Source organism: Klebsiella sp. 10982, assembly GCF_048589245.1.
Taxonomy (GTDB): Bacteria; Pseudomonadota; Gammaproteobacteria; order Enterobacterales; family Enterobacteriaceae; genus Klebsiella; species Klebsiella quasivariicola.
This window is the reverse complement of sequence record NZ_JBMAXV010000028.1, coordinates 18,310-37,463: the sequence shown is the minus strand read 5'-3', so window position 1 is coordinate 37,463 and position 19,154 is coordinate 18,310. Positions and strand designations below refer to the sequence as shown.

At 57.7% G+C, this 19,154-nt stretch carries 18 protein-coding genes; 4 read left to right on the top strand and 14 right to left on the bottom strand.

Going from position 1 to position 19,154, the window contains the following annotated elements; all coding sequences use genetic code 11:
• Positions 1–197 precede the first annotated feature (197 nt).
• The 6 genes from ACKLKD_RS19200 to ACKLKD_RS19175 form a co-directional block, all read right to left on the bottom strand.
• Positions 198–1,562: an MFS transporter gene (locus ACKLKD_RS19200; protein WP_025710648.1), complete on the bottom strand. Its 1,365-nt coding sequence runs from the start codon at positions 1,560–1,562 to the stop codon at positions 198–200.
• Between the two features lie 10 nt (positions 1,563–1,572).
• A complete protein-coding gene (locus ACKLKD_RS19195; protein WP_025710649.1) occupies positions 1,573–2,391 on the bottom strand; it encodes a sugar phosphate isomerase/epimerase family protein in 819 nt (272 codons plus the stop codon).
• 62 nt (positions 2,392–2,453) lie between these two features.
• Positions 2,454–4,142 (bottom strand): FAD-dependent oxidoreductase, encoded by a 1,689-nt coding sequence (locus ACKLKD_RS19190; protein WP_025710650.1) that lies wholly within the window; start codon positions 4,140–4,142, stop codon positions 2,454–2,456.
• Between the two features lie 10 nt (positions 4,143–4,152).
• Positions 4,153–4,473 carry an NIPSNAP family protein gene (locus ACKLKD_RS19185; RefSeq protein ID WP_025710651.1) on the bottom strand — a complete coding sequence of 107 codons (321 nt, stop codon included), beginning with the start codon at positions 4,471–4,473 and terminating at the stop codon, positions 4,153–4,155.
• Between the two features lie 13 nt (positions 4,474–4,486).
• Entirely contained in the window at positions 4,487–6,163 is a 1,677-nt protein-coding gene (locus ACKLKD_RS19180) for an FAD-dependent oxidoreductase (protein WP_025710652.1), read from the bottom strand.
• Complete coding sequence (locus ACKLKD_RS19175; RefSeq protein WP_025710653.1) at positions 6,160–6,981, bottom strand: shikimate dehydrogenase family protein; 822 nt, start codon at positions 6,979–6,981, stop codon at positions 6,160–6,162. Before ACKLKD_RS19175 ends, ACKLKD_RS19180 begins: the two co-directional genes overlap by 4 nt.
• 152 nt (positions 6,982–7,133) lie before the next feature.
• Here ACKLKD_RS19175 and ACKLKD_RS19170 point away from each other — a divergent pair, with 152 nt between their 5' ends.
• Complete coding sequence (locus ACKLKD_RS19170; RefSeq protein WP_080897008.1) at positions 7,134–7,892, top strand: IclR family transcriptional regulator domain-containing protein; 759 nt, start codon at positions 7,134–7,136, stop codon at positions 7,890–7,892.
• A 39-nt stretch (positions 7,893–7,931) separates the two neighbouring features.
• Here the strand turns inward: ACKLKD_RS19170 and ACKLKD_RS19165 are convergent, their stop codons facing one another.
• From ACKLKD_RS19165 to ACKLKD_RS19130, 8 genes are all read right to left on the bottom strand, one after another.
• A complete protein-coding gene (locus tag ACKLKD_RS19165) occupies positions 7,932–8,264 on the bottom strand; it encodes a hypothetical protein (RefSeq protein WP_025710655.1) in 333 nt (110 codons plus the stop codon).
• Positions 8,265–8,512: 248 nt separating this feature from the next.
• Complete coding sequence (cyoE, locus tag ACKLKD_RS19160) at positions 8,513–9,400, bottom strand: heme o synthase (RefSeq protein WP_025710656.1); 888 nt, start codon at positions 9,398–9,400, stop codon at positions 8,513–8,515.
• Between the two features lie 11 nt (positions 9,401–9,411).
• Complete coding sequence (locus ACKLKD_RS19155) at positions 9,412–9,741, bottom strand: cytochrome o ubiquinol oxidase subunit IV (protein ID WP_002891634.1); 330 nt, start codon at positions 9,739–9,741, stop codon at positions 9,412–9,414.
• Positions 9,741–10,352 (bottom strand): cytochrome o ubiquinol oxidase subunit III, encoded by a 612-nt coding sequence (locus tag ACKLKD_RS19150; protein ID WP_002891635.1) that lies wholly within the window; start codon positions 10,350–10,352, stop codon positions 9,741–9,743. Before ACKLKD_RS19150 ends, ACKLKD_RS19155 begins: the two co-directional genes overlap by 1 nt.
• On the bottom strand, positions 10,342–12,333 hold the full coding sequence (gene cyoB / locus ACKLKD_RS19145; protein WP_004204804.1) for a cytochrome o ubiquinol oxidase subunit I: 1,992 nt from the start codon (positions 12,331–12,333) through the stop codon (positions 10,342–10,344). Before cyoB ends, ACKLKD_RS19150 begins: the two co-directional genes overlap by 11 nt.
• Before the next feature lie 19 nt (positions 12,334–12,352).
• Positions 12,353–13,297, bottom strand: a complete 945-nt coding sequence (gene cyoA / locus ACKLKD_RS19140) for a cytochrome o ubiquinol oxidase subunit II (RefSeq protein ID WP_025710657.1) — start codon at positions 13,295–13,297, stop codon at positions 12,353–12,355.
• A gap of 479 nt (positions 13,298–13,776) precedes the next feature.
• Entirely contained in the window at positions 13,777–15,252 is a 1,476-nt protein-coding gene (gene ampG / locus ACKLKD_RS19135; protein WP_025710658.1) for a muropeptide MFS transporter AmpG, read from the bottom strand.
• 43 nt (positions 15,253–15,295) lie between these two features.
• Positions 15,296–15,874 carry a lipoprotein gene (locus ACKLKD_RS19130; RefSeq protein WP_004204800.1) on the bottom strand — a complete coding sequence of 193 codons (579 nt, stop codon included), beginning with the start codon at positions 15,872–15,874 and terminating at the stop codon, positions 15,296–15,298.
• 301 nt (positions 15,875–16,175) lie between these two features.
• On the opposite strand from ACKLKD_RS19130, the gene bolA reads away from it, so the two are divergent.
• The 3 genes from bolA to clpP all read left to right on the top strand — a co-directional run bounded on the left by bolA (position 16,176) and on the right by clpP (position 19,070).
• Positions 16,176–16,493, top strand: coding sequence for a transcriptional regulator BolA (gene bolA / locus ACKLKD_RS19125; protein ID WP_025710659.1), 318 nt, complete (start codon positions 16,176–16,178; stop codon positions 16,491–16,493).
• Between the two features lie 345 nt (positions 16,494–16,838).
• A complete protein-coding gene (gene tig / locus ACKLKD_RS19120) occupies positions 16,839–18,137 on the top strand; it encodes a trigger factor (protein WP_025710660.1) in 1,299 nt (432 codons plus the stop codon).
• A 309-nt stretch (positions 18,138–18,446) separates the two neighbouring features.
• Entirely contained in the window at positions 18,447–19,070 is a 624-nt protein-coding gene (gene clpP / locus ACKLKD_RS19115) for an ATP-dependent Clp endopeptidase proteolytic subunit ClpP (protein ID WP_002891804.1), read from the top strand.
• Positions 19,071–19,154 lie beyond the last annotated feature (84 nt).

Sequence of the window (19,154 nt, the reverse complement as noted above, 5' to 3'; positions counted from 1 at the left end):
TTCATATTGAGAGGAGGATCGAATAAGTGAAAGTTTGTCATCGCCGCCGTGGCAAAGATGAAAAAAGGAGAGTGATTTATCGGAGCAGGGCCCGCCGTCGTGGGGAATTTTTCGTTGCTGAAAAATATGAAATAAATTTTCTTTTTAGCCGCCGAGCGCGGTGCAATCCGCCGATTGCACCGGGGGAGCAGATGCCGCTATGACGCGCCGCGCACAGACGCGGGGGCTGATGAAGTGGCGGGAGGTTGACCGGCCGCAAAGATGCTTTTCGCCGCCAGACCTGCGACGGTGAGGGCCGCCGGGATACCGAGGAGCAAAAAGACGCTTTCGAAGGGCAGGTTGAGCGCCGTCATCTCGGCGCCGGCAAAGGCGCTGAGAATGGCGCCGATGCGCCCGACGCCGTGCATCCAGCTGGAGCCCGTCGCCCGCGCCTGCGTGGGATAGTAACGGGCGGAAAGGGCGTTCATGCCCGTATTGGCGCCGTTCAGGCAGGCGCCGCTGATAAACGCCAGCATACAGAGCAGGGCAAAGCTGCCCGCGGCGTAGCCCATCGCCATGGTGAACAGGCCGCCGACGGCGTAGATCGTTCCCAGCGCACGGTGAGGGTTGATCCTGTCCATCAGCCAGCCGGCAAACAGCGAGCCGAGGGTACCCCCCGCCTGGTAGATCGCCGTCATGATGGCCGCCTGGCTAACGGTCATTCCCACCGCTTTAACCAGCGTTGGCAGCCAGCTGCCGAGGATATAGACCAGGAACAGCCCCATAAAGTAGACCAGCCATAGCATCAGCGAGCCGAAGCCGTACTGGCGGGAGAGCACAATGCGCATTGCGTTGCCGGCCGCTGGCTGCGCCGGCAGGATAAACGTCACGTTGTCGCTGATTTGTCCGGGATAGAGACGGTTAAGAATGGCCCGGATACGCGCTGCTGGCGCTTGTTTGATCACCAGAAAACGAACCGACTCCGGCAGCAGCCAGATAAGCAGGGGGGCAAACAGCAGCGGCAGAATACCGCCGAGCGCCATCAGCGAGTGCCAGCCAAACTGGGGGATCAGCCACGATGCCGAAAATCCTCCCGCCGCCGCGCCGAAGGTGAAGCCGCAAAAGATGACGGTAATAATAAATGAACGCTGGCGTTCCGGGGCGTATTCCGACACCAGTGTCCCGATATTCGGCATCGCGGCGCCCAGCCCGAGCCCGGTCATAAAGCGAAAGAACATCATCTGTTCTACGTTGTGCGAGAAAGCGGTGGCGATGGTCCAGAAGCCGAAGAAAAAGACGCTGTTGATAATGATCTTCTTGCGCCCCAGCCAGTCGGCGAGCGGGCCGGAGAAAATCGCCCCCAGCGCGAGACCGATCAGCGCGGCGCTGATCACCAGGCCCAGCTGGTGGTTGCTTACCCCCCACTCCAGCTTTAGCGTCGGGGCGATAAAGCCCATGATCGCGATATCAAAACCATCGAGAGCGATGACGCAAAAGCCGAGAAATATAATCAACTTTTGAAAGCGGCTCAGCGGATTACGGTTAATTAACTCTCTGACATCCAGGCGTTGAGTCTGTGTCATAGCGTATTCCTTATGCGCAGGCGCGCAGGTAGGGCTGCGCGGCATTGAACAGTAATTGCGCCCGCTGGAGGGGCGGCAGGGCGCCCTGCTCGCCGTCGAGCGGCACTTCGAGGGAGACCGGCAGCGTCGCCGGCAGGGCCGACATCAGACCGTGCAGATCCAGACCGCCTTCCCCTGGCACATTGCGCGCCGAACGGGCCTGGCGGATGAGCTCCTGCTCGCTTTCCGGCCTCTGCGCCGCGCCATCGCAGAGCTGCATATAGTTCAACTGATGTGCAGGCAGGCTGGAGAGGGCGGCGAGCGATTCTCCCGCGCGCCAGAAATGAAGGGCGTCCACCAGGATGCCGATATCTTCCCGCCCGCAGGCGGCGATCAGCGCCTGCGCATCGGCGATAGTGCGCAACTGGGTCCAGGGCATCGGCTCAAGGTTCATGGTCAGCCCATAGGGGCGACTGGCCGCGGCGAGGATGGCCAGGTTGTCAGCGCTGCGCTGAAGGTTGTTGTCATTGCCGGCGACCAGCACCTGTCTGGCGCCAAGCCGCGCCGCAGTCTCCATAAACCGCTGCAGCCGATCGTCGAGCGTAAATCCGGGAGTCAGGCGGACGATCTCGACGTCCGACACGCGGATGCCGGTTTCCATCAGCGCGGCGAGCGTCGCGCGCACGGCGGGGGTATCGCCCAGCATGTCGTAGTCCGGGTCGGTCGGCGTGGCGGGAAGCAGTCGCAGACCAACGTGGGTAAAACCGGTTCTGGCCGCTATCCGCACCTGTTCGGGGGGAGGGACATCGAGCAGGGTCAGGGCGGCGAGCGATAGGGTACGCATGTTCATAAAGGGCTCCGGTACAGTTGCAGGTGAGGATAGTTATGGGTATTGCCGTCCCTGGTTGTTTATTACTTTGTTTTTATTGTGTTTTCGGCCAGATTTTTACCCACCAGATAGCCAAAGGTCATGGCGGGCCCGAGGGTGATCCCTCCGCTGGGGTAATAGCCGCGCATCACGCTCGACATGTCGTTGCCGATGGCGAACAGACCCGGTATCGGCTGCTGCTGTTCATCCAGCACCCGGGCGCGTTCGTCGGTTTGCAAGCCGCTGAAGGTACCTAACGAGCCGGGCAGAATGCGCACCGCATAGAACGGCCCTTCGCGCAGCGGTCCGAGCGTCACCTGATGATCACCCTGGGCACGGTTATAGGCTGAGGCCCCGCGGTGAAAGTCGACGTCTTCGCCGGCGCTGGCGAAGCGGTTAAAGCGTTCCACCGTTTCCGCCAGCGTATTGGCGTCGATGGCGCACTGCTTTGCCAGCTCCGCCAGGGTGTTTCCCCGCAGCAGGTAACCGGTACGCAGCCAGGCGGTGGGGGAGAACGGGAAGGGTCTGGCGTGGCCCAGGCCGTAGCGACGCAGCGCGCGACGATCGGCCAGCAGCCAGGCCTGCGGCGCGTCACCCGCAGGTGTGGCCGCCAGCAGGGCGGCGATAAAGTCATGATAGGAGTCGGCCTCGTTAACAAAGCGTTTGCCGTTGGGCAGGACGGCAATCACGCCGGGCTTGGCGCGCTCCACCAGATGGGGAAACATCAGCTGCTGGCCGCTGGCCAGGGTGACGCGGGACACTGGCGCCCAGGCCAGCGGGTGGCGCAGGCGGGTGTCGAACTGGCCGCCGACGGATTCGCCAAGCCTGATCCCCTCGCCCTGATTGTTCGGCGGCGCGGCGGAGAAATGGCCGTAACCCTCTGCAGCATGAGGCACTACCTGCGCCAGCCGCTGCCGATCGTGGGGAAAACCGCCGCAGGCCAGCACCACGGCGCCTGCTTCGACGTGAATTTCCCCGCCGTCGCTGCGCAGCACCGCGCCGGACACGCCCAGCGGCCCCTGCAGCAGCCGGACCACCGGGGCATTGAGCTGAAAACGCACTCCGGCGTCGAGGGCGGAACGCAGCAGACGGGCGACCAGCGCATTGCCATTGACCAGATGCTGTCCCCGTCCGGTACGCAGCCGCTGCCAGCCGTGGCGCAGCAGGCGACGGGCGGCATACAGCGCAGAGCGCGGCGAGCGGGTGGCATTGAAAAAATGCGCCATATCCGCGCCGCCGGCAATGCCCATCCCGCCCAGGCTAATGGTCTCCAGCGGCGGACGCAGGCGATGGAGCCAGTCACCGAGCAGGCGGCCATCGTAGGGCTGCGCGGTAACCGACCGCCCGCCGTTCGCTGCGCCTGGCGACGCGTGAAAGTCCGGCATGGCGCTACCTGAGAGAAACTGCACCGCCGTCCGCTGATGGAAAAATTCCACCATCTCTGGCCCGTAGCGCAGGAAGGTCTGCAGACGAACGTCGGCGGCTTCGCCCCCCATCTCATGCTGCAGATAGGTCAGCGGCGCGTCGGCTGCTTCATCGATGCCCTCCGCCCGCGCCAGCGGGTTGCGGGGGATCCACAGCCAGCCGCCGGACCAGGCGCTGGTTCCGCCGATCACTGACGCTTTCTCCGCCACCATGACGCTGGCGCCGTGCATCGCCGCGGTCACCGCGGCAGAAAGCCCCGCCGCGCCGGAGCCGACCACCAGCACATCCACCTTCACAGGCCCGCTCATGATGGACTCCTTACTGCAGGGGTGAAAAAGCGGTGGGGCGCATCAGCACCGACTCGAGGCGTTCCACGGCGGCCAGTTCGCGATTTTTGCGCGAGAAGGTCTGCCAGCGTTCGTCCTGGGCCATCCGCGCGCGGCGTACCAGGCGATCGTCAAGGCTTTCGTAAGCCCAGATGTGCACCACCTGATTGACCACGCCGATCTCGGTAAAAAAGAAGCCGATCAGCTTGCCGAGATGCTCGGTTTGCACCGCCAGGGCATCGCTTTGATACAGCGCCAGCCAGTCGGCCATTTTCAGCGGATTGATGGTGTAGGTGCGTTTTTCGTAGATCATGATGTTTTCCTGATTAGTGGGTGGAGTGTTGTGCCAGATGGCAGGCGGCGAGGTAACCAAACGTCAGCCCCGGCCCGAGGGTGATACCGGGGCCGGGGTAGGTGCCGGCCATCAGCGAATCCATGTCATTTCCGACGGCGTACAGCCCCGGAATGGGGTTTCCTTCCGCGTTGACGACCTGCGCATCGGCGGTGGTGACCAGGCCCCGCGATGTCCCCAGGTCGCCGGTATAAAGTTTGATGGCATAGAACGGCGCGCTGAGCAGGGGAGCATTACAAGCGTCAGGCTGATGGCCCGGATCGCCCATCGCCCGGTTATAGCTGTTGCCGCCTTTAGCAAATTCCCGATCCACGCCCTGTGCGGCGTCACGGTTGTAGCGGGCAACCGTCTCGCTCAGGGTTTGGGCATCCAGACCAAGCTGCTGCGCCAGCGCGGCCAGGGTATCGGCTTTGTGCAGATAGCCAGCGGCGACCAGGGCATCATTATTGACCGGCGCCGGGCGTGCCAGCCCGAGGCCGTAACGCTTCATTGCCTGGGCGTCGCAGAGTAAAAAGCAGGGGGCATTTTCCGCAGCACGCTGCATCGCGCTGGCAAAATGGTGATAGGAGCTGGACTCGTTGACGAAGCGTACCGCCCGCTGATTGACGGCAATCACGCCCGGCTTGGCCCGGTCGGTCACCAGATGGGGGAAACGCTCCTCGCTGCCATCTGCCCGGGTCAACACCGATACCGGCGCCCAGAAAAAGTTGGATGGCCGATCGGCTCCCTCACGAGCGTTAAGCGCCGCCGCGAGACGCAGCGCGGCGCCATCGTTGGCGGGCGGTGACATGGTGAAGTGTTCGCGGGTGTATGGCCGATAGCGCGCCGCCAGCGCGCCCGCGGCAAAGCCGCCTGCGGCCAGGACCACCCCGCGACGGGCGTGCAGCGTCTCTCTTTGTCCCTGATACTCAATTTCCACCCCGGTAACCGTGCCTTGCGTTTCGCACAGCGCCAGAACATTGACATTCAGCCGCAGGCTCATGCCGTTGCGCAATGCCGTTGCCGCCATGCGCGCTATCAGCGCATTGCCCATCGCCAGACGGGTGCCGCGTGGATACTTCACCCGGTCGCGGGCGTAGCGCAGCAGCAGTCGGGTGCAATGAGCCAGGGAGCGCAGCGAACGACGCATATCGAGAAAGTGCTGAATATCGACGCGGTTGACCATCATCCCGCCAAACAGCAGCATCCCCGGCGGCGGCGAGCGCAGGTCGCGAAAGGTGTCTCCCAGTTCACGGCCGTCATACTCCACCACCTCCAGCGCGCGCCCGACGTCGACGGCGCCGGGTTCATCCGGGTAGTAATCGGGTGAAAGTGGACGCAGGCTATATTTCACCGCGCCTTCACGTTCGAGAAAGGCCAGCGCCTCCCGTCCGGCGCTGACAAACGCTTCGGCGAGATCTTCGCGGTACTGACCCTCGCCAATAATGGTCTGCAGGTAGGTTTTTATCGCTTCAGCACTGCCGCTTTTGCCCGCGGCGCGCGCCTGATCGGTATCGTGCAGCCACACGGCGCCGCCGGAGATCGCCGAGGTTCCGCCGAACTGGCCGGCTTTCTCCAGCATCAGCACCGACAGCCCTTTGCAGCTGGCGGTGACCGCGGCGGCAAAACCGGCCGCGCCGCTGCCGATGACGATCACATCCCAGCTCTTCATGCTGCTGCTCCCTGCGTCTGCGGGATGGCGCCGATAAACTGGCCCATCAGCGTCATCTGCGCCAGCGCCATTTCCGGCCCGGTCTGCACCCGGCAGCCGCGGGCGGCGGCGAAGGTGAGCAACGGCGTCATCACCGGGGCGGTGACAACGTCCGCCACGTGGGTAGCGCTGTCGAGGGTTTCCAGCAGCGTCTGTGGCAGGGAGAGGGCATCAAATCCGGCCATGCCGGCCGGCGAACCGTTGACCAGCAGATCGACGCCATGAAGGGTGTCCGGCAGGGCGCTCAGTTGCACTGCTGGAAAGGCTTCGGCAAGAAGGTCATGCAGGCGTTGCCGGGTGGCCGGGTTTTGATCGTGCAGGGCCAGCTGGCGGATCCCTGCCTCGCACAGCCCCCAGGCGATAGCGCTGCCGACGCCACCGCATCCGGAGAGCAGCGCCAGCTTGCCTGTCGGCTGAAAACCCTGCGCCTCGGCGGCGAGCTGAAAGCCCACGCCATCCAGCATATCGCCCTGCAAACGGCCATCCGCCAGCTTACGGATCACATTGACGGCGTTGAGACGACGCGCGCGCGGCGTGAGGTCGTCGACCAGCGTAGCGGCGCGCTGCTTATGCGGCACCGTTACCAGCACGCCAGTCATGTTCTGCCAGCCGCGCAGGGCGTTGAGGTAGGCGGCCACTGCTTCCGGGGCGATATCCACCGGGATCATGACGCTGTCCATGTGCTGTTCAGCAAAATAACGGTTGAAGTTATCCGGCGATTTCACCTGGGCGATCGGATGACCAATCACGGCGACGACCTGGGTAGTTCCACTGACCATTTCAAACCTCATTTGTTAAATGAATGTTGTGAAAGTATTTCAGTGGAAGCTGGGAGCGACAACGCAGAATTCGGACATGTCGGTTGTTAATCGCACGATCGCTGCGATAATCGCAGGAAATCGATAATGATGTTGCAAAAATGTGAGCGAATATGCAAAACCCCATTCATCCACGCGATCTGATCGTCGGTTTACAAAAAGGGCTGGCGCTAATCCAGCTTTTTTCCAAAACCTGCCCAAAGCTCACCGTCGCCCAGGCGGCGAAAATGAGCGGCCTGACGCAAAGCGCCGCGCGGCGTTTTCTGCTGACGTTGCTGCATGAGCGCTATCTGCAAACCGACGGGCGTTATTACTGGCTTACCCCAAAGACGCTGCGGCTTGGCCAGGCCTACGTCGATTCGGCGCAGTTTCCGCGCATGGTACGGCCGATTGTCGAATACATCGCCAGCCGGACGGAGGAGCATGCCTCGGTGGGGGTGGTGGACGAAGATGAGCTGGTCTATATCGCCCGCAGCCGGCATACGCCGTTTAATTCCACGTCGGTGCGGCTGGGGGAGCGGGTGCCCATTTTCTGTACCGCCGGGGGGCGATTGTGGCTGGCTTCGCTGCCGGAAGCCGAGTGTGAGGCGGTCCTGCAGCGCATACCCCGGGAACAACGCACGCCCTACACGGTGACTGAGATCGCGCCGCTGATGGAGAAGATCGCCCAGGTGCGGCGCCAGGGCTACGCCACTATCAAACAGGAGTTTGAGATTGGTATGCTGGTGCTGGCGGTACCGTTAACCGACAGAGAAGGGACCTGGTGGGGAGCGCTGAGTCTGACCAGCCATCAATCGCGTACTTCGCTGGAAGCATTATGCCGCGACCACCTCGATCTGCTCTACAGCGCACAGGCGATGCTGGTGGGTTAAACAGGGCAGCATAGGGCGCTGCCCTCAGAGAGACGTCGCTTAGGCTGACGCTTGGTTCAGGAAACTGTTCCAGTCGCTGGCGGCGTTATCGACAAAGGTGTTCCAGCTGTTGCCAGCAGTGTTGACGAAGCTTCCCCAGTTTTCCTTACCGGCGGTCACAAAGGTTTCCCAGTTTGTCTGCCCGGTGAGGAAGGAACCAAACGCCATCGCGCTGTCGCCGACGAAGGAAGCAAACGCGGTGCCGGAGGTGAGAACAAACGAGGTGAAACCGACGGCCGAGTTGGCGACAAAGCTGGCAAAGCCGTTCGCCGCGCCGATCAGGCTAAAGCCACCGGAGATGTACTCCATTTCGTTCAGTGTTAACTCTTTCATTGCGATTCCTTGTAGTGAATATTTCCCAAATGGGCATGAGCCCGAGGCGAAAGGTAGCATCGCAGGACCGCGCGGCGCGAGTAATGCGCGGTGGGTATCGGCTCAATTTTTCCTCATTTTTTGGCAGGAAAGATAGCGGATAGGGTGGGGAAGGGGAGGGCAGTATGAAATGAGAAAGAAAGCGGTGATGAAACGGAAAAGCAAAAGCCCCGTAAAAACGGGGCCTTAGATCATACTGGAGTGGGAGATTATCTCACGTAAGCCAGCAGACTATGTGAATCCGGCACCATAAAGTCAACGGACATCATCACGGACAGCGCGGTGATGGCGACGATGGAAAAGACGAACAGCTTACGCGCCCAGACTTTATCATCGGCCACCTTGTAGCCACGCAGCGCCATTCCCAGCCACCAGACGCTGACCGCTGCCGCCACGACCAGGTATTTATACCCGGCGTAGCCGCCCAGCGAGAGCATCAGGGTCGCTACGGCAAAGGCGACGATGTACAGCGTAATATGGTTTTTGGCAACCGAAATGCCTTTTACCACCGGCAGTACCGGAATGTTCGCCGCCTGATAATCCTTAAAGCGGAAAATCGCGATGGCGTAGGAGTGAGGCATCTGCCACAGGCTGAAAATAGCCAGCAGGATCGCCGCACCGCTGTCAAATTCACCGGTGACCGCACAGTAGCCAATCACCGGCGGCGCTGCGCCGGAGAGTGAGCCAATCAGCGTGCCGTAGACGGAGTGGCGCTTCATGTACAGGCTGTAGATGCCAACATAAACCACGAACCCCATCACCCCCAGCCAGCAGGCCAGCGGGTTAGCGCCGAACCACAGCAGCATGAAGCCAGCAATACCCAGCAAGGTGGCGTACACCAGCGAAGCTTCTGGCGAGATCAGCCCTTTGACCAGCACCCGGTTTTTCGTCCGTTCCATCTTACGATCGATGTCCCGGTCGATGTAGTTGTTGAATACACAACCCGAGGCGACCACCAGGGATACTCCAAGGAGCGTCCAGACGAACAGCGGATAGTCGATGTGGCCTTTGGAGGCCAGCAGGAAACCGCCGATCACGGAGATCAGGTTGCCAAAAATAATGCCTGGTTTCGTTACTTGCAGGTATTGCTTAAACATACTCGCCGCTCTTAGTGCATCATCATGTTGTAGTTCAGGTTCCACATAATCCAGATGGAGCCGACAACCACGATCGCAATGATGATTACGGTGAAGATAAATGCGGTCAGGTTCCAGCCTTCATCGGACTTGCTGTTCATATGCAGGAAGTACACGAGGTGTACCACGATCTGCACCACAGCAGTCACCAGAATGGTGCCAAGGATAACCGCATGCGAGGCGGAGCCACTCATCACCATGGCGAACGGAATAACCGTCAGGATGATGGACAGGATAAATCCTGTCATGTAGCTCTTCACGCTGCCGTGAGAAGCGCCGCTATGATCGGTAGAATGACTCATTACATCGCCCCCATCAGATAGACAACCGAGAACACGCAGATCCACACGACGTCCAGGAAGTGCCAGAACAGGCTCAGGCACAGGATACGGGTGCGGTTAGTGCTGGTCAGGCCACGACGTGAAACCTGGAACATCAGCACCGCCATCCAGATAAGACCGGAGGTCACGTGCAGACCGTGGGTGCCGACCAGCGCGAAGAACGCTGACAGGAAACCGCTACGATCCGGACCGAAGCCTTCCATGATCAGGTGATGGAATTCATAGATTTCCATCCCGATAAAGCCAGCACCAAACAACCAGGTCAACGCCAGCCAGGAAACGACCTGGCTCTTGTTGTTTTTGTACATGGCGATAGCCGCCATGCCGTAGGTGATGGAGCTGAACAGCAGCAGTGCGGTTTCAACCAGAACGAACGGCAGTTCGAAAATATCTTTGCCCGTCGGTCCGCCGGCCGTGCCGTTCACCAGAACGGCATAGGTCGCAAACAGCGTAGCGAAGATGATGCAGTCGCTCATCAGGTAGATCCAGAAACCGAATACCTTCATCGGTCCTGTATCATGGTGCCCGTGTTCATGCGCGTGGGCAGTATGCGCAAGAGTATCAGTTGCCATTTTTCAGCCCTGCTTTGTTAATCTCATCGAAATGCTGTTTTTCCAGTTTTTCGACTTCTGCAACCGGTACGTAGTAATCCACGTCCTCGTCAAAGCTCTTAATAATCCAGGTCGCTACGATGCCGATGAAGCTGGCGATCGCCATCCACCAGATATGCCAGATCATGGCGAAACCAAATACCGTAGCGAAGGCGGCAATTACGATGCCGGCGCCGCTGTTTTTCGGCATATGAATTTCTTCATAGTGAGCAGGCTGTTTGTACGCTTCACCTTTCTCTTTCATTTCCCAGAAGGCATCACGTTCGTGAACCTGAGGAACGATAGCGAAGTTATAGAACGGCGGTGGAGAAGAGGTTGCCCACTCCAGCGTACGACCACCCCATGGGTCACCGGTCAGGTCACGGTTCTGATCGCGGTCGCGAATAGACACGTAGAACTGAATCAGCTGGCACAGGATACCGCAGGCGATCAGCGCCGCACCGCAAGCTGCAACAACCAGCATCGGGTGGAACTGCGGATCGATCTGCTGGCTCAGACGACGGGTCATCCCCATGAAGCCCAGCACGTACAGCGGCATAAACGCTACGAAGAAGCCGATGATCCAGAACCAGAAAGCGCGTTTGCCCCAGGTTTCGTTCAGGGTGAAACCAAAGGCTTTCGGCCACCAGTAGGTCAGGCCTGCGAAGCAACCGAATACCACGCCGCCGATGATAACGTTATGGAAGTGCGCGATCAGGAACAGGCTGTTGTGCAGAACGAAGTCCGCGCCCGGTACCGCCAGCAGCACGCCGGTCATCCCACCTACGGAGAAGGTCACGATAAAGCCGATAGTCCACATCATCGCCGAGTTGAAGACGATGCGGCCCTGATACATGGTGAACAGCCAGTTGAAGATCTTAACCCCGGTCGGGATTGCGATAATCATGGTCGTAATACCGAAGAAGGCGTTTACGTTCGCGCCAGCACCCATGGTGAAGAAGTGGTGCAGCCAAACGATGAACGACAGAACGGTAATACAGACGGTTGCCCACACCAGAGAGGTGTAACCGAACAGACGCTTACGCGAGAAGGTCGCGGCGATTTCGGAGAAGACCCCGAACACCGGCAGAACCAGGATGTACACTTCCGGGTGACCCCAGGCCCAAATCAGGTTGATGTACATCATCATGTTGCCACCCATATCGTTGGTAAAGAAATGGGTGCCCAGGTAACGATCCAGGGTCAGCAGCGCGATGGTGACGGTCAGAATTGGGAACGAGGCGATAATCAGGATGTTAGCGCACAGAGATGCCCAGGAGAACACTGGCATCTTGAACATGGTCATGCCCGGGGCGCGCATCTTGATAATGGTCACGAAGAAGTTAATACCGGTCAGGGTAGTACCGATACCGGAGAGCTGCAGCGCCCAAATCCAGTAGTCGACCCCTACACCAGGACTGTACTCAATTCCCGACAACGGCGGATAGGCCAGCCAACCGGTCTGCGCGAACTCACCAACGCCCAGAGACAAGTTAACCAGGATCACGCCCACAACGGTGAACCAGAAGCTCAGGTTGTTGAGGAACGGGAAGGCTACGTCGCGTGCGCCGAGCTGAAGCGGAACCACCAGGTTCATCAGACCGATAACAAACGGCATCGCCACGAAGAAGATCATGATAACGCCGTGGGCGGTAAAGATCTGATCGTAGTGATGAGGCGGCAGGAAGCCTGCTTCCCCGGCCGAGGCCAGCACCTGCTGGCTACGCATCATGATGGCGTCAGCAAAGCCACGCAGCAGCATGACGATTGCCACGATAACGTACATGATACCGAGACGTTTGTGGTCGACAGAAGTCAGCCACTCGTTCCACAGGTAGGACCACTTACCGAAGTAAGTGATGGCTGCCAGAAGCGCCAGTCCCCCAATGATAATCGCAGCCACCGTTACCACGATAATAGGTTCGTGGTAGGGCACTGCATCCAGTGTAAGTTTTCCGAACATCGTTTTCTTCCTCGGCCCCTTAGTGAGCGGTTTCCGCGTGGCTCATGTCCATGCCTTCCATCCCGTCGTGAGCGGCGTGCTCGCCTTCAGGTTTGGACATGTTCATGCTCTCGTGAGACATGAATTTGTTCACAACATCTTTGAACAGATCCGGCTTCACGTTAGAGAAGTATTCCACTTTGTTGTATTCGCTAGGCACAGCCACTTTCTCGAACGCGGCCATGGAGTCCATGGAGTTCGGAGACTGTTTTGCTTTTTCCACCCACTGATCGAAAGTTGCACGATCCGGGGTCGCAATCGCTTTGAACTTCATACCAGAGAAGCCCGGGCCACTGTAGCTAGCGGAGATACCGTCATAAGTACCTGCTTCATCAGCAATGAGGTGCAGCTGAGTCTGCATCCCGGCCATTGCGTAAATCTGGCTACCTAAGCGCGGAATAAAGAACGAGTTCATCACCGAGTTAGAGGTCACTTTGAAGTGTACCGGTACGTTCGCCGGGAAGGCGATTTCGTTAACGGTAGCAATACCCTGTTCCGGATAGATAAAGAACCATTTCCAGTCCATCGATACGACTTCGATGGTGATTGGTTTCTCGTCATGGGCAAGCGGTTTGCTTGGCTCCAGTGCGTGAGTGGTTTTCCAGGTCAGAACGGCCAGGAACAGGATGATCAGAATAGGTACCGTCCAGACCACAGCTTCCACTTTATTGGAGTGTGACCAGTTCGGGCTATACTTCGCATCTTTATTGCTCGCGCGATACTTCCAGGCAAATCCTACTGCCATCAAGACGGCGGGAATAACGACAATCATCATCAGGCCGAAGGCCGTCAGAATCAAAGAGCGTTGCTCCAGTCCAATCTGTCCTTTTGGGTCAAGGAGTGCAGAATCACAACCACTGAGTAATACAGTACCTGCGATTAATGACATCCATCCCAAACTTTTATTGTATTTCCTGAGTCTCATTGAACGACCTCAATTCCACGGGATCTGGTGGCGTTTAAAGTGTACGGGCATTTTACGGTAAGGTTGCATTACTGTAAACATGATTGGATCTCTGTCAGTTCTGTGTTAGCGGCTTCTGCTTGGTTTGTCACATATGTTACGTAGTGTTACGTAATAGCTTGCAAAGCCTGATTTTCGTGGGATTGATAACGAAAGGGATAAGAAAAGGAGTGCTTAGCGGCGAATGGGCATAACCACCCATAAATTAGAACAATTGTTTAACATTTAATTATCAAATAAAAGACATTGTGAATACGTAAAATAAAATCGCCGTAGCTGAATCGGTTAAATTATTTAAAGAATCGAATGAAAACTGTCAATAATTTCCAGAAAACTAAAACGCACAAAACAACAAATAGCGCAGCGGGCAATATAAAAGCGTTAATAAGCCGTTATAATTACGTTTCGTAATTACAACGGCTAATAATGATGCAATATCCTTAAATCAGGCGGGTTTTACGCAGCGCCAGGTAGTCGAGCAGACCGCCGAACAAAATACCCCCCACGGCGGTCAGCGCCGCCACCTCCAGCAGGCCGGGCAGGAAAGAGAACGCCGTATAATCCAGCGCGTTCATGACCAGCAGTAACAGCCATACAGCCAGCAGCAGGCAACCCAGCGCCAGGATCCTCAGCGCCAGCGCATAGGCCTGTGGGTATTCACTTCGTGGCATAAAGCTTGCCGTGCGCTGGGTATGCTCAAGCGTTTGCCGGCACAGCAGCAGTAGCGCGATCCCCGGCACCGCCGCGACCACCGAGAAGAGATAGAAAGTCGACCAGCCGTGGGCCTCGACAAACCAGCCGGCGATCGGCCCAACGTATACGCGGCCAACCGCGGACAGCGCAGAGAGCAGCGCGAACTGAGTGGCGGAGAATGATTTATTGCATAGCGTCATCAGCAGTGCGACAAACGCCGCCGTCCCCATCCCCCCGCACAGGTTTTCAAAGAACACGGCGGTCGCCATGGAATAGAGATGCTTATCGGTAACCGACAGCAGCCAGTAGCCGGCGTTGGAGACTCCCTGTAGCACACCGAAGATCAGCAGCGCCCGAAAGAGCGTCAATCGCTGCATCAGCACCCCGCCATACAAGGCGCCGAGAATGGTGGCAAACAGGCCTAAGGTTTTGTTCACCATCCCCACTTCGCCGGCATCAAACCCCACGCCGCGGATAAGGAAAGTGGTGGTCAGGCTCATAGCAAACGCATCGCCGAGCTTATAAAGGACGATGAGCAGCAGAATCAGCCAGGCGTTGTTGCGGCCGAAGAAATCGCGCAGCGGTTCGGCCACCGCCTGTTCCAGCGATCTGGGGACCGGAATAACATCGCTCGGTTCGGGCGCCAGCAGCGTGGCGATAATACAGGGCACCAGCAGTGCCGCCATCAGCCAGTACATCCCCTGCCAGCCGAGATAGCGGTCGGCAAGCCACAGGGCCAGTCCACCGGAGACCAGCATCCCGAGGCGATAGCCCAGCACGCTGATCGCGGCGCCGGCGCCGCGCTCTTCCGCCGGCAAAACGTCGGTTTTCCAGGCATCGAACACGATATCCTGCGACGCCGAGCAGAAGGCGATCACCACCGCCAGCGCCGCCATCCAGCGGAGTTGGCTGACCGGCTCAAGGAAGCCCATCGCCGCGATGGCCAGCAGGAGTAATACCTGGGTGGTCAACAGCCAACCGCGACGGCGCCCCAGAAATGGCGGCGTGTAGCGATCCATCAGCGGTGACCAGAGGAATTTAAAGACATAGGCCTGGCCGACGAGCGAGAAAAAACCGATCGTTTTCAGATCGATATTTTCCACCGTCATCCAGGCCTGCAGAGTACCGGAGGTGAGAGCCAGCGGCAGACCGGAGGCGAAGCCGAGGATCAGCAAAATCGCTGATTTCGGCTGCTGAAAAATGCGTAAGTAGTGACTGGACATAGCATAAAGCACGAACCCGGCGGAAGCCGGGTTCGTGGTGGCATTAACGCGCGTTTTGCTTGATGAAATCGTGGATGCTGGTGTCCTGCGCCATATCGGCGATGGTATCGGTCAGGACGCTGTTGACGGCATCAGCGATGTTTTTGTTCGAGGCCTGGAAGGCGCCTTCAACGGAGTAGCTGGCGCGGTAGTTTTTGGTCATCTTCGTGCCGTTCGCCGCGGTGGCGATGATGGCGATATCGGCTTTGGTGGCGATGTTGTAGCGCACGTTGCCCTGGGAGACGTCAGCGTAAAGTTTGTTGACGATAATCTGCAGATCGACCGCGCCGTTCGGGCCAATCATGTAGCCGCGAGCGGTCATTTGTTTCTCCAGCACTTCCTGCAGCAGGAAACGCAGATCGCGGGAGGCAGTAAGGGTGACCTGTTGGTTGTCGCGCGTCACTTTCGCCAGCGCCTGGTCCGGACGCTGGTCAGCGCCGTTGATGCTGACGGTCACGCCCATCAGGCTCGGATCCTGCTGCGGCAGCGTGATTTTCGGCGATACTTCAATAGTGGTCGGCGGCGTGGCGCATCCTGCCAGCATAAACATGGCGACCAACGGAAAAAGGATCTTCTTAAGCATGTTCAGGTCTCAACGCATGGTGTTGTTATAAGGAAAATTACCGCCATCATAGCATCGCTAACGGCAAGGGGAAGTGGCAACGCGTGTAAATCCATCGCCCTGGCGGTTTTCTGAGCATAGCGCCACGGTTAATCACGCTTTCCCGGCGGATCTGGCGACCAGAGCCAGTAAACGTGATACTTTTGAATGAAAATATCAGAACAATGCTAATTTTTTGTTGTTTTCTCCTAATGGAAGCGGTAAAAGCGGCTAACATTTAAATGGAGTGGCGGCATCTCAGCGTTGTCGGAGGAGAAAATTCATGATGATACGTGAACAGATCGAAGCAAAACTTAGAGCAGCGTTCGACCCGATGTATCTCGAAGTCGTGGATGAAAGTTATCGTCACAACGTCCCTGCGGGCTCTGAGAGTCATTTTAAAGTGGTGTTAGTGAGCGATCGCTTCACTGGCGAGCGTTTCCTCAATCGCCACCGTATGATCTACGGCACGCTAACCGAGGAGCTGTCGAGTACAGTGCATGCCCTGGCGCTGCACACCTATACGATTAAAGAATGGGAAGCATTACAGGATACGGTTTTCGCCTCACCGCCGTGCCGCGGTGCGGGGAGTATCGCCTAGAAATCCCATTTGCAACCGCTGGCGCTTTTCCAGTATGTTGCTTGCAGATTTAGCAAAAACGGCCTACGGGCCGTTTTGTTTTGCCTGGAAAATGCGCAAAGTTAGCGCTTTTGCGGACAAATTTGAGCGGGAAATGTGAAAAATGCCGCAGCAGTGGGCGACAACCGTTCTCGACTCACAAAAGTGATGCCGCTATAATGCCGCGTCTTATATATGAATGTCTTCGGGATGATTCTGACGACAGGGAATGTGTTTCTGATTTGAAGAGGGCATCCCGGTTCTGCGAAGCCACCTACACGCGCTTCCAGAGTTGACCGAGCACTGTGATTTTTTTGAGGTAACAAGATGCAAGTTTCAGTTGAAACCACTCAGGGCCTTGGGCGCCGTGTAACGATTACTATCGCCGCTGACAGCATCGAGAATGCTGTCAAAAGCGAGCTGGTCAACGTAGCGAAAAAAGTTCGCATTGACGGCTTCCGTAAAGGCAAAGTGCCGATGAATGTTGTTGCTCAGCGTTATGGCGCGTCCGTTCGCCAGGATGTGCTGGGTGACCTGATGAGCCGTCATTTCGTTGACGCGATCATCAAAGAAAAAATCAATCCGGCCGGCGCGCCGAACTACGTTCCGGGCGAATACAAGCTGGGCGAAGACTTCACCTACGCGGTAGAGTTCGAAGTGTATCCGGAAGTTGAACTGCAGGGTCTGGACGCGATCGAAGTTGAAAAACCGGTTGTTGAAGTCACCGACGCTGACGTTGATACCATGCTGGAAACCCTGCGCAAGCAGCAGGCGACCTGGAAAGAAAAAGATGGCGCCGTTGATGCTGAAGATCGCGTTACCATCGACTTCACCGGTTCTGTAGATGGCGAAGAGTTCGAAGGCGGCAAAGCTTCTGACTTCGTACTGGCGATGGGCCAGGGTCGCATGATCCCGGGCTTCGAAGACGGTATCAAAGGCCATAAAGCGGGTGAAGAGTTCACCATCGACGTGACCTTCCCGGAAGAATACCACGCTGAAAACCTGAAAGGTAAAGCGGCTAAGTTCGTTATCAACCTGAAAAAAGTTGAAGAGCGCGAACTGCCGGAGCTGACCGAAGAATTCATCAAACGTTTCGGCGTGGAAGATGGTTCCGTTGCTGGCCTGCGCGCTGAAGTGCGTAAAAACATGGAGCGCGAGCTGAAAGGCGCTGTGCGTAACCGCGTGAAGTCTCAGGCTATCGAAGGTCTGGTTAAAGCCAACGAGATCGACGTTCCGGCGGCCCTGATCGACAGCGAAATCGACGTACTGCGTCGCCAGGCTGCTCAGCGTTTCGGCGGCAACGAGAAACAAGCCCTGGAACTGCCGCGCGAGCTGTTCGAAGAGCAGGCTAAACGCCGCGTCGTTGTTGGTCTGCTGCTGGGCGAAGTGATTCGCACCAACGAGCTGAAAGCTGACGAAGAGCGTGTGAAAGCCCTGATCGAAGAGATGGCTTCTGCGTACGAAGATCCGTCAGAAGTGGTTGAGTTCTACAGCAAGAACAAAGAGCTGATGGACAACATGCGCAACGTGGCGCTGGAAGAGCAGGCTGTTGAAGCCGTGCTGGCGAAAGCCAAAGTGTCTGAAAAAGCCACTTCCTTCAACGAACTGATGAACCAGCAGGCGTAATTTCGCCGCGATTGTTTAAGGTTCGAGCAAAAACCCGTTGCCGAAAGGCGGCGGGTTTTTTTTTAGGATAATGAACGCCTAAGGCACGATGCTAAAACGCATTTACCATGATAGCGTTACAGCAAAAGCTTGTTATGCTTGAAATATGGCAACACCATCCCCATTACCGGGGGAGGCAACTGCATCCGCAATCGCACGCGTGTTGAAGAGGCGGTGACGCGTTCAGCGGATAGAAACTGTGGCTGATAATCCGTCCGTAAGGTTACAATCAGTGCAGCAGGTATTTTAAAATTACTCCAGGAGACGGAAATGTCATACAGTGGCGAACGAGACAACTTTGCACCCCATATGGCCCTGGTGCCGATGGTCATTGAACAGACCTCACGCGGTGAACGTTCTTTTGATATCTACTCCCGTCTGCTTAAGGAACGCGTCATTTTTCTGACCGGCCAGGTTGAAGACCACATGGCCAACCTGATCGTGGCGCAGATGCTGTTTCTGGAAGCGGAAAACCCGGAAAAAGACATTTACCTGTACATTAACTCTCCGGGCGGGGTGATCACCGCCGGGATGTCAATTTATGACACCATGCAGTTCATCAAGCCGGACGTCAGCACCATCTGTATGGGCCAGGCCGCTTCTATGGGCGCGTTCCTGCTGACCGCCGGGGCGAAAGGCAAGCGCTTCTGCCTGCCGAACTCCCGCGTGATGATCCACCAGCCGCTGGGCGGCTATCAGGGACAGGCGACGGATATTGAGATCCACGCCCGCGAAATCCTGAAGGTGAAAGGACGCATGAATGAGCTGATGGCGCATCATACCGGCCAGTCTCTTGAGCAGATTGAGCGTGACACCGAGCGTGACCGCTTCCTGTCTGCTGCGGAAGCCGTGGAGTACGGGTTGGTCGACTCTATTTTGACCCATCGTAATTGATGCCCCAGGCGCAAGGGTGCCGCTTTACGCTTCATCCTTCTCGCCACGTTAGTGTGGGTGGTGGGTATTATACCGGGCGCTTGC

What these genes read in the sequence shown, in the direction of transcription:
- ACKLKD_RS19200 (WP_025710648.1), bottom strand. Translation starts at nt 1,562, where the DNA reads ATGACACAGACTCAACGCCTGGATGTCAGAGAGTTAATTAACCGTAAT.
- ACKLKD_RS19195 (WP_025710649.1), bottom strand. Translation starts at nt 2,391, where the DNA reads ATGAACATGCGTACCCTATCGCTCGCCGCCCTGACCCTGCTCGATGTC.
- ACKLKD_RS19190 (WP_025710650.1), bottom strand. Translation starts at nt 4,142, where the DNA reads ATGAGCGGGCCTGTGAAGGTGGATGTGCTGGTGGTCGGCTCCGGCGCG.
- ACKLKD_RS19185 (WP_025710651.1), bottom strand. Translation starts at nt 4,473, where the DNA reads ATGATCTACGAAAAACGCACCTACACCATCAATCCGCTGAAAATGGCC.
- ACKLKD_RS19180 (WP_025710652.1), bottom strand. Translation starts at nt 6,163, where the DNA reads ATGAAGAGCTGGGATGTGATCGTCATCGGCAGCGGCGCGGCCGGTTTT.
- ACKLKD_RS19175 (WP_025710653.1), bottom strand. Translation starts at nt 6,981, where the DNA reads ATGGTCAGTGGAACTACCCAGGTCGTCGCCGTGATTGGTCATCCGATC.
- ACKLKD_RS19170 (WP_080897008.1), top strand. Translation starts at nt 7,134, where the DNA reads ATGCAAAACCCCATTCATCCACGCGATCTGATCGTCGGTTTACAAAAA.
- ACKLKD_RS19165 (WP_025710655.1), bottom strand. Translation starts at nt 8,264, where the DNA reads ATGAAAGAGTTAACACTGAACGAAATGGAGTACATCTCCGGTGGCTTT.
- cyoE (WP_025710656.1), bottom strand. Translation starts at nt 9,400, where the DNA reads ATGTTTAAGCAATACCTGCAAGTAACGAAACCAGGCATTATTTTTGGC.
- ACKLKD_RS19155 (WP_002891634.1), bottom strand. Translation starts at nt 9,741, where the DNA reads ATGAGTCATTCTACCGATCATAGCGGCGCTTCTCACGGCAGCGTGAAG.
- ACKLKD_RS19150 (WP_002891635.1), bottom strand. Translation starts at nt 10,352, where the DNA reads ATGGCAACTGATACTCTTGCGCATACTGCCCACGCGCATGAACACGGG.
- cyoB (WP_004204804.1), bottom strand. Translation starts at nt 12,333, where the DNA reads ATGTTCGGAAAACTTACACTGGATGCAGTGCCCTACCACGAACCTATT.
- cyoA (WP_025710657.1), bottom strand. Translation starts at nt 13,297, where the DNA reads ATGAGACTCAGGAAATACAATAAAAGTTTGGGATGGATGTCATTAATC.
- ampG (WP_025710658.1), bottom strand. Translation starts at nt 15,252, where the DNA reads ATGTCCAGTCACTACTTACGCATTTTTCAGCAGCCGAAATCAGCGATT.
- ACKLKD_RS19130 (WP_004204800.1), bottom strand. Translation starts at nt 15,874, where the DNA reads ATGCTTAAGAAGATCCTTTTTCCGTTGGTCGCCATGTTTATGCTGGCA.
- bolA (WP_025710659.1), top strand. Translation starts at nt 16,176, where the DNA reads ATGATGATACGTGAACAGATCGAAGCAAAACTTAGAGCAGCGTTCGAC.
- tig (WP_025710660.1), top strand. Translation starts at nt 16,839, where the DNA reads ATGCAAGTTTCAGTTGAAACCACTCAGGGCCTTGGGCGCCGTGTAACG.
- clpP (WP_002891804.1), top strand. Translation starts at nt 18,447, where the DNA reads ATGTCATACAGTGGCGAACGAGACAACTTTGCACCCCATATGGCCCTG.